9 protein-coding genes are annotated in these 12,565 nt (G+C 57.5%); 1 reads left to right on the top strand and 8 read right to left on the bottom strand.

Going from position 1 to position 12,565, the window contains the following annotated elements:
* Positions 1-601 precede the first annotated feature (601 nt).
* From ACODSD_RS03415 to ACODSD_RS03430, 4 genes are all read right to left on the bottom strand, one after another.
* Positions 602-1,255: a response regulator gene (locus ACODSD_RS03415; RefSeq protein ID WP_488876784.1), complete on the bottom strand. Its 654-nt coding sequence runs from the start codon at positions 1,253-1,255 to the stop codon at positions 602-604.
* A 78-nt stretch (positions 1,256-1,333) separates the two neighbouring features.
* A complete protein-coding gene (locus ACODSD_RS03420; protein WP_488876785.1) occupies positions 1,334-4,561 on the bottom strand; it encodes an ATP-binding protein in 3,228 nt (1,075 codons plus the stop codon).
* A gap of 245 nt (positions 4,562-4,806) precedes the next feature.
* Entirely contained in the window at positions 4,807-7,476 is a 2,670-nt protein-coding gene (locus tag ACODSD_RS03425; protein ID WP_488876786.1) for an ATP-binding protein, read from the bottom strand.
* Between the two features lie 872 nt (positions 7,477-8,348).
* Positions 8,349-9,173, bottom strand: a complete 825-nt coding sequence (locus ACODSD_RS03430; RefSeq protein ID WP_488876787.1) for an AraC family transcriptional regulator — start codon at positions 9,171-9,173, stop codon at positions 8,349-8,351.
* 136 nt (positions 9,174-9,309) lie between these two features.
* Between ACODSD_RS03430 and ACODSD_RS03435 the strand changes: the two genes are divergently transcribed.
* On the top strand, positions 9,310-10,509 hold the full coding sequence (locus tag ACODSD_RS03435; protein WP_488876788.1) for an FAD-dependent oxidoreductase: 1,200 nt from the start codon (positions 9,310-9,312) through the stop codon (positions 10,507-10,509).
* A 36-nt stretch (positions 10,510-10,545) separates the two neighbouring features.
* On the opposite strand, the gene ACODSD_RS03440 is transcribed toward ACODSD_RS03435, so the two are convergent.
* The 4 genes from ACODSD_RS03440 to ACODSD_RS03455 all read right to left on the bottom strand — a co-directional run bounded on the left by ACODSD_RS03440 (position 10,546) and on the right by ACODSD_RS03455 (position 12,471).
* Positions 10,546-10,869: a GMC oxidoreductase gene (locus ACODSD_RS03440; protein WP_488876789.1), complete on the bottom strand. Its 324-nt coding sequence runs from the start codon at positions 10,867-10,869 to the stop codon at positions 10,546-10,548.
* A gap of 5 nt (positions 10,870-10,874) precedes the next feature.
* Positions 10,875-11,381, bottom strand: a complete 507-nt coding sequence (locus tag ACODSD_RS03445) for a GNAT family N-acetyltransferase (RefSeq protein WP_488876790.1) — start codon at positions 11,379-11,381, stop codon at positions 10,875-10,877.
* A gap of 60 nt (positions 11,382-11,441) precedes the next feature.
* Positions 11,442-11,699: a YjhX family toxin gene (locus ACODSD_RS03450; protein ID WP_107801397.1), complete on the bottom strand. Its 258-nt coding sequence runs from the start codon at positions 11,697-11,699 to the stop codon at positions 11,442-11,444.
* 202 nt (positions 11,700-11,901) lie between these two features.
* A complete protein-coding gene (locus tag ACODSD_RS03455; RefSeq protein ID WP_227105983.1) occupies positions 11,902-12,471 on the bottom strand; it encodes a GNAT family N-acetyltransferase in 570 nt (189 codons plus the stop codon).
* Between the last annotated feature and the right edge of the window lie 94 nt (positions 12,472-12,565).

Genomic DNA, 12,565 nt, shown 5'->3' on the forward strand with positions numbered 1-12,565 from the left:
GCAGGCGGATAAACCGTGCGACCGTCTCATGCTGAGCGAGGCGCATGGGGGAGCTTGAGTGGTCTTGGCCTGAACTGGCGAGGCGGCCGGGGGAGGCATCGGAGCACTGGAGCCGCACGGCGCCAGTCCAGCGAGGCTTGCCGTATTGAGATGGAGCAGTGGAAGTCATGAGGCATGTTGAGAAGCGGTGCTAGCTCCTCAGGATCTGCTCAAAGCCTGCTGCGCTTCGCGAAACGCGACACGGTGAGTACCGCATTCAAATGATCATATACCGTATGTACATTCCGCTTCTTCAGCTGTTTTCGCCTAGTCTCGCCTTTGCTCGCGAGACTTTGAACAGATTATCTGGCGGGGGCCGTCATCGCCGGAATCATCAGTCCCACGGTTCTAAGCATTGGATAGACTTCAAACGTTTTCGGTCCACATATGGGGAATATCGCCTTGTCGAGTACTGATTTTGAATCGCGGGAAGGCTGATGCAGTGAACCATTTGGATGCCTAAATAAGAATTATGAAAATATAAACGTTCCTCAAGAAGCAAAACCTTAGATGTGCTTACTGAGGTTTTTACTTTGGGATGCGGTTTCAAAAAGCAGATGCTTTAGCGGAATAGTCCCGTTTCTAAGCATAGGGTAATCAACTCTTGATCGCTGCGGGCTCCCAGCTTTCGCATGCCGGAAACTTTCTGAGCACTGATGGTTTTTTCGCTTCGGCTCAGCATTTTTGCTATCTCATTTAATGACATCCCTGTTACGAAGTGACGTAAAACTTCAAACTCTCTAGCAGACAGTTTGTTGACCTTGCCTCCTATCTTACCCTCGGGGGCATGGCTTATATTGGGGAGGGGAAGAATAGTCTTTCTGTTCACCACCTGTTCTAGCGTTCGACGTAACTCTGATAGGGGTTGGTTTTTCAGTACCACTGCCGTGACGCCGAGATCTTGTAGACTTGAAATAATCAAGTGATTGGAAACCATTGTATAAATGATGAACCTCACATTGGTGAAATGACGCAGTAAATACTCCATTAGCTTCATTCCGTCGCCATAATTGGTGTCGCCTGGCATGCTGTAATCAGCGATCACGATATGAGGCAATTCATTTTTCTTCCGAAAATTAATCAGCATTTCTACCAATTCAGTGGAGTTGTGCGCTTCTCCTACTACTTCCAATAGCGTATTGCGCTCCACCTCTTCGCGAATGCCCATCAAAACAATAGGATGGTCGTCGGCTATCAGTACTTTTATCTTGCTCATGGTGTTTCCAGTCGATTTAATTTCAATGCCTATTGCTTGATCAGCGGATGGTTTATAGATTGAAGAACCCGTTGTTCTTTAATGGTTTGTCAGCGCTTGCAAGGAGCTTTCCAAGCGCATTTGGAATTTTTCCAATTTTAAAATATCTTCTTGATTTAATTCATGTAAACCTGTGAAATGTGTTTCTAATATCTGGCCGTCAACCATCAGCGTTTTTGCGTTGACCACAGCTAGAGCGCCATTAATGCGGTGCAATATGGTGGCGACTTTATGTGGGTTTCGAGTCTTTGACGCTGCGCATAGCACGTCTAGATCGGTTCGCATGGTGCGCAAAAAGAGTTCTCGCATGGAAATGGGCACCATCAATTCATCTTGGATAGGAAAAAATGGCGGAGAGTGGGGAGCGGGGCTTTTTAATACTTTGCTCGTAAACCGGGTTAATACGGCACGCAGGCCGTACAGGCTGATGGGTTTAACCAGCCAAGCATCCATGCCTGAGCGTAGACACGCCTCTTCCTCAACGCGCATGGCGTTGGCCGTGACGCCGATGATAGGTATGTCCACGCCTTGACCCCGGAGCGTCATGGCTAGTTCGTATCCATTCATCAACGGCATATTGACATCTGTCATTACCAGGTCGTATGGACGCATATTCCAGTGCTTCAAGGCTTCGTGGCCATTGTTCGCCACACAGGTGCGACAGCCTAGCATTTCCAACTGTTCCTTCAAGATCAGTTGGTTGATGGGGTTATCCTCTGCGATCAGCACACTCAGTCCAAGCGCCGAAGTGTCGGCAACCGGCTCCGTCTGAGTCTCCCCGGGAAGTCCGTGTTTTGCCAGCCATACCGCTTGCAGAATGCCTTTGATATGGTGAGCGTTCACTAACCAACGATCATTTTGTAGCTGCGCTTGCAGCGGTCCTTCTGGAATGGCGATTACATGGGTGCTGAGCGGGTTTCGCGGCCATGCTTCCGCGGGGTCCAGATCCAATAGAATGAGTTCGGGGTCTTCCGGCGCAGGTTCCGTCGGGCTTAGCCAGCGGGTGTTGGCGCCCTGCCGGGTCAGCCAGCGTATCAGACTCTCGCCTTGCTCCTTAAGATGGGCGCGCAACAACACCGTAGTCTGGCTTAGCGGATACTCCGTTATCGTGGAGGCCGGCATCTGTTGTGCCAGTTCCAACGATAGAGTGAAGCTGCTGCCCAGTCCCAGATCGCTGACGACGCGAAGCGAACCGCCCATTAATTGACTGAGCTGCCGGCAGATCGATAAGCCCAGCCCTGTTCCTGCAATCAAACCAGGCAGGGCTTGCGCCTGATAGAAGGGTTCAAACAACTTGGCTTGTTGCTCTTGAGTGATGCCAATACCCGTATCTGCCACCTGCCAGCTTAAATTGACGCTGCCGTTTGGCATGAGGGTGGTTTTCAGGCGCAGTACAATCCAGCCGGACTCGGTGAATTTGATGCTGTTGCTAAGTAGATTGTTTAAAATCTGTCGGATGCGCGTGGCATCCCCCAATACCTGTTCCGGGGCATTTTCATCCAGATTGGCATAGAGTCGCAGCTTCTTGTTTTTAGCCATGGCGGCAAAGGCTCGTATTACCTCCTCGGAAAGATCTATCGGCGAGAATGACTGAGATTCCAGCGCCATTTGCCTGGACTCGATTTTGGAAATATCCAGTACATTGCTGATCAACTGTAGCAATAGCGAGGAAGAGTCTTGCATGGTGCTGAGGTAGACACGTTGACGTGGGCTGAGTGGCGTCATGTCAAGCATTTCTACTGTGCCTAGCAGACCATACAGCGGCGTACGAATTTCATGGCTGATGGTGGTTAGAAAATGGGTTTTGGCCTCATTCGCGCTATCTGAGGCCCGCTTTGCCGCCTCCAGCGCCATTGCGCTCGCCTTGTAATGAGAAATATCGCTGAAAGAACATAAGACGGCGCTTTTTCCACGGTGACGGGCTGGCGCAAAGCTGGCTTGCAGATAGCGTTCTCCAACACGAAGACAAGCGGTGCGCTTAGAAACGTCTTTTTCGTCAATTATTTCGCGCCAGAATGAGATTAGCTGAGGATAGTCTCTCTCTTGGTCAAACCATTCCTGTGCCAGAGGGTTGACTACCAAGGGTTGGAGAAGCGGTAATTCAAGAACAAACAAGGCGGATGGCGCGGTTTGAGTGACGACGCGATTGAATGCCTCACTTTCCAGCACCGCCTGATGTGAAGCTTGCGCCGGAGCCAGCACTCGGCGCCGATACCAACGCACTGCCAGGATGCCGCTCAGCGCCAGCAAGAGCGCGCTGATCATGAAGACTTGCGCATGCCAGTTTGTCAGAGCCAGTAAACGGCTATATTTCACTAGATATACTGCGGACCACTTCTGGGTGTCTTGGGCTGGAAAATAAAATAGCAAGCCGCCTTGGCTGAAATTTAGCCCCGCCTTTAACGTGGGTAATAAATCGGTATCGCCTTGCAATATCCGTCCATCCGGCGAGATCAAACGGACATCGTCAAATATTCGATGTTTGCTAGCGCCTCCCCAGCAGACATTTTTTATATCCAGCGCAGAAACTGCCATAATTCTGGAGCGATTGCCATTTTTCCAAAATTTTTCACTGATATAAGCGGGTATGTATGCAAAAAGAGTTTTTGATTCTGGGCCGTTAATACTTTTTCCGCTTATCCAATGCACCTTGGTCGAGTCATACCTTTGCCGCAGCAATGACTGCCGGATGGCGGTGGCAGTCGTTTGAAGATTGGTATGCGTCAGTGTCATTTCGGCCGTGGTATTGTCCACGGTTGGTACAATGAGGCTGGTCTCATCATCCAATGCCAGCAGGAAGCTTTGAGGAGCATCCGTTTTCGCCAACGACCAGTAGGCGCTATAGTAATCTGCGCTCAAGGCTCCCAAGGCGAACAGGCTGCTTGGCGGTTCTGGCCATTGATCTGCACGATAGCCCAGAGTAAACGGCATGGAGTATGGTGAACTACGCCCTTCCACAATGATGTAATTGCCATTCCGCGCAATAGGAGCACGGGTCGTGTCCAATAATTTGCCTAGTCTTTTGCCCATGAGGTCGGAGTTGCGCCGCGCGCCACGGCTTAGAAAGGCTTCATGTTCACGGATACCATTGGCAATGCATCTGAAGTGCGCCTGAGCCATATTCTGTTTTTCATCCAGCAGTAGCGACGCGGCCCAATAGCCGGCGGTTAATGCAAGTAGAACCAAGGACAGGACCAAGATCAGGCTCACATTGAGCTGTAAAGATGTTCTGATCAACTTACCGATGGATTGCGTATTATTTTCCATGACTCCGTTTCATTTACACGCTTTGAGCGGGTCCATTCTTTGGAGTGGCACGTAATTCCTGGCACCGTTGCGCCGTAGAACAGCAAGCGGCCACTAAGTTTGCATTGTTGTCCGGGGTATCGTTGTGTCGCCTGAGGCGTGCCGCATCCCCGGGTAAGGGATTCAGGCTACGCATTTTGGTATTGGCCGCGCGCGAAGCTGCGGATACAGTTTTCGACAGGCTGGGCAGTTTGCCTGCACCTGCGTCAAATCTTCGCTCCTGAGTCGATGGGTCTGGCTGCGCTATTGGGAGAGAGAGACTCTGGGGAGGAAAGTTCGCCATGCGCCTTCCTCCGCGTCAACGAGCTTAAGCACTGAAACAGCTTGGACAGACTGACTGGTTTTATGATCACGGCGGCTAGCCCTGCCTCACGTGCTAGTTGAGCCTCTTCTTTTAACGTGCTCGCCGTGGTTCCCACAACCAGAAAGCTAGGTGCTTGCTGGTGAATTCTGCGAGTCAATTCTCGACCGTTCATCCGCGGCATGCTGATATCTGTCAGCACCAGATCAAAGTCGTGGACACTCCATCGCTGCAGCGCTTCCTGGCCATCGGTCGCCAACTGCACGCGGCAGCCCAAGGCTTCTAATTGTTCCTTCAAAACCAGCCGGTTGATGTCGTTGTCTTCCACCGCCAAGACGCTCAGGTTCAATCTGCCGAATGCCGCGGTTCCGCTCCCCGTCGCAGGATGTTTGGGGAGCCCTAAGGTTGAGAGCACCGCATTCAAGATTAGCGTTGGGGCGTATAGGGAGATCCATTCGGCGGTGGATCGCGACACTTCACCGCCATGCCATATTCGCACTCCGGGCCAGTTGGCGCGCTGGCGCGGGTCAATGTTCAAGCGTATCTCTAAGCACAGTTTGTCGCGCGGCAAGTCTTCTATTGCGCAGGCTAGCGCCCTGCCGCCGAGAAAGTTCAACCAGTCGCACAGGCTATCGGCCAGTTCCCGTGCAGGGGCACTGATGTAAATCGGCTCTTGAGTCAAAGGTCGCGGTTGCGAACGGCTGTCCGCTAACGGTTTCAGAGGCAGCCACAGAGTAAAACTGCTGCCCAAGCCCGGTTCGCTCACTACCGTGATGTCGCCTCCCATCAGGGCGGCGAGCTGTTGACAGATAGGCAGGCCCAGACCGGTGCCGTTCGCTCTGCGACGGCCTTCGCCCACCTGGAAAAACAGCTTGAACAAAGAAGCTTGGTCCTCCGGGGCAATACCGATGCCGGTATCGGCGATCTGGATGGAGGCCTGGGCGCTGCCATCGCGTCCGTTGACCAAGCCGCAACGCATGACGATACGTCCATTGTCGGTGAACTTCACCGCGTTGCTGAGGAGATTGCTCAGAATCTGTCGTACTTTGCGCGGATCGCCCTGTAGTGGCAGGCTCAAGCGCGGATCGACGCAGGCGTAGATCAAGACGCCTTTGTTTAGAGCGGAGGCAGCATAGCCATGGACGACTTCATGAGCGAGTTCAAACAGATTGAATGTCTCTATCTCCAACTGCAACTGGCCCGCTTCTATTCTGGAAAGATCCAGAGCGTCGTTGATCAGCCCCAATAGCGCGGTAGAGGAGCTTTGGATCGCCTGCACATAGCCTTGTTGCTGGGGATCGAGTTGGGTGTGTTTGAAGAGTTCCAGATTGCCGAACACTCCGTATAGAGGGGTGCGGATTTCGTGGCTCATCGTGGCGATAAACGCGGTCTTGGCTTCATTGGCGGCATCGGAGAGTTGTTTGGCATGCTTCAGCGCCAGCTCGGCCTGCTTGCGCAAACTAATATTGCTCAATGCGCACAGGAGTACTTCCTCCCCATGGTAACGAGTGGGCACCAAACTGGCGAAGAAGTGGCGACCATCGAGAGTGGCCAGCTCTTCAGTGATATCCCCGACTTGCTGTAAACGGGTTCGTAAAAAGACCCGCTCCACCCATTCCGCGGATCTCCAGTCCTGGTCGATTGCGGGCAGCCAGTCGCGAGCCAGCTGATTTTCCAATACCGCCTGACCATCCCTGCGTCGCAGGACACAAAGCGCCACTGGGGCCGCGTCGAATACCGAGCGTAGAAATATCTCTGCTTCGGCATGTTGCTGCAGCCGCTGCAGAGCGGGCCGCACAAATCTGCGCAGCACACAGAGGCCGCCTAGGAGCAAGCCGGCGATAACGCCGCTTAAGATGACCAGGCTCTTTAGCAAAGCATCGCGCATATCATTGAGGAGGGCCGATTCCGGGTAGCGATAGGTCAACATCCAGTCAGGGCCAACCGGGAACTGGGCTTGGGAACTGAGCACAATAGGTAAAATATTAAGAAACGGCTGCCACGTTTTTTGTAGTGCCTCCAGGGTGGGCGCCGATGAGGCCGTCACCGTGTTGCCGTCGGAGTCCTGCAAGGCAAACTCATAGCCCGCAAAGGGGGCCTGGCTGCTCAGTACATCCCGTCCCAGGAACTCGAGAGCGAGCCAAGCGGGCTGTCCCTTGTTTCGCTGAGTTGGAGAGAGGAAAGGCCGTGCCATGTAAATGCGGCGCTGCGGATCTTGGGGGTCGAACAACCATACCATCCTGCCCTGCCACATGAGGGCCGCACTGTCATTCAATTGCCGGAGCACGGTGGCGGGAACCTCCGTGGTGACTGGAAAGCCGTTCTCCAGTCTGCTGACGGTCAATTGAGTTTGTCCCTGCAACAACAGCACATTGGTACGTAAGTCGGTCGCCTGGCTTTGATCGTCCAAGGACAATGTCAGGCTGCGTTGCGGTGGCTGTTCGCGTATCTGGCGGAGAGGGCTTGACTGGGCGGGAGGACGACGTTGATTGGTCGCGACGAGCTTATCTATTTTTTTTAGAAAGTCCGCACGAAGATTGAAATAATTCTTTGCGGCATAGGCCGCTTCATTCATGGAGAGGCGTTGGATTGCAATATGGTGGTTTAGTTGGAGATTCAAATAAATAGTCAAAATGCATATGGCGCACAAAAGCAGCGTCCCAGCCAATAACCACACAACACTTGTGGCCACAGACCGCCGAAATGGCCAGGGGCGAAGCACTAAGCACTTGATATCCATTGGAATATCGTAATTGCGAGTGCGGCAAGAAAAAATAAGTAATTTCTGAAAGCAATAAAATTTTTTCTAGTGGAAAAAATCATAAGCAGAGGATATGACTCACATGTCATTCTTGTGTTATTAATAATGTAAATTATATCGGCGTTCCAATGTAAATCATTGATATTTCATCAGATGAAAGTTGCAATCCGGTCAGGAAAATTTGAGGGTCGTGCTCTATGATTTACATTTCATCAGAATTTTATTTGCTTAGAGAGTTTTAATTTCCAACTTTAAGAGGGTTCGTGAAGTGATTATTTTTATAGTAAGCAAAGTGGGCGCGATATTACGAAAGAAGCTAATCAATATTAACGTGCCAAGTGTGTTTTTCGCCTTTGACATCAAGAGGCGCTATTCACGAAAAGCGCTTAGCTAGCAGGCTGATTTCAAATGAGAAAGCCACAGACCAAGCCGTTGCAGGGTCACTAAAATGGTCAGGATAGTCCAGGCTTTTCAGTCTATTGATGCTTTACGCCGGGTTTGGAACTAAATAGCTCTGGAGAGTGTGTAAGCTCGCCTGCTGGTTTCAATACTGAGTTTGTAAATGTGGGGGCCTGCGGATAGCAGAGCTGCTCAGTATTGTGGATAAGGTCCGCGGCATCCGTGCGCATTCGAATGCATTACGTAATATCACAAACCGCATAGGCTTCCGGGCGCGGATGTCTCAATTATGCCACCCCCTGCCGTGCGAAAAATCGCGCCGGCGAATCGCCGAAAGCGCGTCGGAACATCGCGATGAAGTTGCTGGGCGAGGCATAGCCCAAGTCGTCGGCCACCACGGCCACGGCGACGCCGCGCGCCAGCATTTCCATGCCGCGTATCAGCAGCGCCTGTTGCCGCCATTGTCCAAAACTCATGCCGGTCTGCGCCTGAATGTGGCGGCGCAAGGTGCGCGGCGACATCGCCGCCGCGTCCGCGCAGTCGGCCAGCGCGTGTTTGCCGGCGGGCTCGGTCAGCAGGCGATGGGCCAGTTCCGCGAGGCGCGGATGTTCCGGTATCGGCAGGCAGAGCGCCTGCTGCGGCGCTTGCCGCAGCTCGTCCAGCAGCACCGCGGCGATGCGTTCCTGCTCCGGCCGCCATTGCGCGTAATCCGTCCAGGTCACCGCGCGGCGCACCGCGGCGCGCATCAGTTCGGTGATCGCCAGCACCTGCGGCTGCGGATTCAGCGTCCGGCTCCAGTCCGGGCTCAGCAGTAGGCTCCAGCCGGTCAGCGCGCCGCTGACGCGCACACGGTGCGGGACGCCGGGCGGAATCCAGCCGGCGCGGTGCGGCGGCAGCACCCAGGCGCCGCGCGGGGTGCGGATCTGGATCAGGCCGGTTTCCACGCATAGCAGCTGTCCGCGCGCATGGCTGTGCCAGTCGTATTCGCGGCTGCCCAGCCGGTAATCGCTGTCTTCCCGGTCGTTGCCGGGGACGGCGATCAGCGGCGGGCCGCCGGTCCATTCGCTGAGGTCCGGCGCGTCTTCCGGCGGCGTGACGTCGATCTTGGCCATTTTTCACCATTTGTTGGCAAAACAGCGTTATAGCAGCTTTGGCGGAGGCGCACACAATCGTCGGCAAGGGTCGGGATGGCCGCCGGCGCGGCGGCGGTCCTGACCGGGTTTCCTCCTGATGAGCAAAGGACAAGCTATGCAATCTCTACGCATTGGCATCGTCGGCGCCGGCCTGGGCGGGCTGTGCCTGGCCCAGGGCCTGGCGCGCGCCGGCGTCGCCGCCACGCTGTTTGAACGCGACCAGGCCGCCGACAGCCGCTGGCAGGGTTATCGGCTGCGCATCGACGGCGATGGTCAGCAGGCCTTGCGGCAGGTCTTGACGCCGCGGCTGTTCGAGTTGTTCCGGCAAAGCTGCTCGCTGGGCGGCGACGATTGTTTCGTCGATCCGCAACTGCGCGCCTGGTCGGAACGCAAGCCGGCGCATTGGCGGCCGTCGGCGCAGGACGAGGACGCGGCGGAGCGCGATCTCAGCGCCAACCGCCAGACACTGCGGGAAATCCTGAGCAGCGGCTTGGAGGACCGGATCCGCTGGGGGCACGCGCTGCGCGGTTTCAGGGAGACGTCCGGCGGCTTCTTGCTGGATTTCCAGGACCGGCCTGAGTTCGAGGTGGATGTGCTGATCGCCGCGGACGGGGTGGCGTCGACGGTGCGCCGGCAGTTGGCGCCGGACGGAGATCCGGCGGACGAGGGCGCGGTGGTGCTTTACGGCCTTACGCCGCGGGACGCGCTGCCGTCCGAGGTGTTGACGCCGGAGTTGGGTCAGGGCGTGTGCGTGGTGTTCGGCGACGGTCTGACGGCGGTCATTGAGGCGATGCGTTTTCGCGCGCCCTTGCCGGAGTTGGCGCGGCGGCTGGCGCCGGAGGCGGCGCTGAGCCCGATGCAGGATTACTGGTATTGGGCCTGCGTGGCGCGGGCCGAGGATTTGGGCGGGGCTTTGCAGGCGGAGCGTTTGAGCGGCGATGCGCTGCGGGCGCGGGTGTTGCGGGCGACGCGCGGCTGGCATCCGCGTTTGCAGGCCGTTTTCGCCCATGGCGATCCGCAGTGCCTGGGCGCGCGCGCCATCCGCATGGCGGCCGAGGTGCCGGCCTGGCGGGGCGAGCGGGTGGCCTTGCTGGGCGACGCGGCGCACGCGATGAGCCCGGCCGGCGGGCTGGGCGCCAATACCGCGCTCTGCGACGGCGCGGAACTGGCGCGGGCTTTGGCGCCGGCGGGCACGGCGGCCGAGGCGGCGGCGGCGCTGCGCGTTTGGGAGCGGGACATGCGGCGTCGAGCCGAGCGCGCGCTGCGGGCCTCGCGCGAGGGCAGCGCGCGCTTGCTGCAAAGAACGGCCTTGTGAGACGCGGCCGCCGCCATGGCTTGGCGGCGGCGGGCCTTACTTGCCGTTTTTGATGATGTGCTCGATATTGCGCTCGGCCAACGCGGAGATGGTCAAGGAGGGGTTGACCGCGCCGGCGCTGCCGGGGAGCAGCGCGCCGTCCATCACGTACAGGCCGGGATGGCCGATGACGCGGCCCCAGGCGTCGGTGGCCTTGCCTATCACCGCGCCGTCCAGCGGATGCGCGGTCCAGTTCATGCCGGTGACGCCGGCTATGATTCCTGGAAAGCCCGGGACGGTGCCGGTGGCCGCGGCCACGCTGTCGCGGTTGCCGTTCTTCGGCCAGCCCGGCCGCCGCAGCGGCGCGGACCGGCTCGCCAAACCGTTTAGGCCGTGGCTTCAAACGCCGGAGGGTAGCTGACGCTGCCGGAAGGCAGCGGCGCGCCCAAGCTTTGCGCCATGAAGTATTCGGCCGGCACGCCCGGCAAAATCAGGCCTGGCCGCGCTTGGAAGCCGAAGCGCGCGTAGTAGCCGGGATCGCCCAACACCACGCAGCCCGACGCGCCCAGCTCGCGCAGCGCGGCCAGCGCCTGTTTCATCAGCAGGCTGCCTATGCCCTGGCCCTGTCGCTCCGGATGCACGGACAGCGGGCCGATGCCGTGCCAGCCGGCGGCGCCGGAGGAGACGAGCACCGGCGAGGCGGCGATGTGGCCCAGCAGACGTTCGCCGTCCAGCGCCACGATGGAAAGCGTGAGCTGGCCGCTGCGGCGCAGCGCGTTGACGATGAAGTGCTCGGTGTGGCTGGAGTGTTCTTCGGCGAGGAAGGCGGCCCGGGTCAGTTCGAAAATGGCGTCGATGTCGCGGTCTTGTTCGTTTCTCAGCATGAGAGTCATAGCGTTCTCCTGGCGCGCCAGCGCGGCCGCCGCTTTTGCGCGGCTGCGCGGCGGCGGTGGTCATTGGTTGTCGAGTTGGCCGCGCACGGCGCGCAGGCCGGCCTTATTGATTTGGTAAGGCTGGCCGTTCTTGGAGCTGATCAGGCGTTTGGTCCTGAGCTTCTGGAACACGAGCAGGGTGCAGTCGGACAGCAGATACCCTTCACGGGTATAGCATTCCACGGTGAAGATACGGCCCGCGTCGTCGCGCAGGTGCGCGATGCGGCCGCCTTTGGCCAGGACGTGCAACGTCCTTTGCTCCGGCTTGGAGATATTCATATTGGATGATCGTTCGGCAATCAAATGCGAAAACGGGCAGCCGCCGCGATGCGGGCGCTACCAGCTAGGGGGCATTTTGATAACGGCCAGCCGGGAAACCGGGCGGCGTTATCGGATTGCTGCAATCTCCAACATGCAAAGCCTTTGCGAGGAAAAGAAGGGCGCTCATCAAGATGAGCAGGTCAAAATTCTAAGCGGATAGCTAAGTAAAATCAACAGTCTGCGCGCTCAGCGCCAATTCCAGCTGACAATCGAAAGGCTCCAGCGCCAGTTGCGGCGCGTGCAGCCAGCGAGCGGGCGCGCAGCCGCAGGCTTCGTAGAAGTCGACGGTTTCAACGGCGGAGTGCGAGGAGATGTAGAGCGCGTCCGCGCCCAGCGCCCGGCCGGCGGCGGCCGCCGCCGCCAGCAACGCCCGCCCCAGCCCTCGGCCGCGCCAGCGGCGGTCCACTTGCAGTTCTTTCAATTGCCGGTAGCCGCCGTCCGGGCCCAGCGCTTGCGGGTCGATGGCGGCGAAGCCGGCCAGGCCGCCGTCCATGTCCAGCGCCAACACCGCGCCGTCGGCGGCGATGCGCGCCAGTTCCCGCGTCAGCTCGCGTCGTTCCGCTGGGGACCAGTCGTCGATGAAGGGCTCGGCCACGCATTGCCGGCCATCGGCTCCGGCGCGATAGACCAGATCAACATCCTGACGGCGCTGGAAGGCGTCCAGCCAGTTGGCGGGGATGTCGCGCGGGCTCAGCCGGCGGATGGGCGGTGCAGACGGGCGGATGGACATGGCGCGGATGAGGGTGGCAAGAACGGAATTATCTCAGAAGCTGTTCAAAGTCCGCTGCGCTTTGTGAGATGCGGCGCGGCGAGCGCGCTGGGGC

Source organism: Chromobacterium sp. FG22, assembly GCF_057809415.1.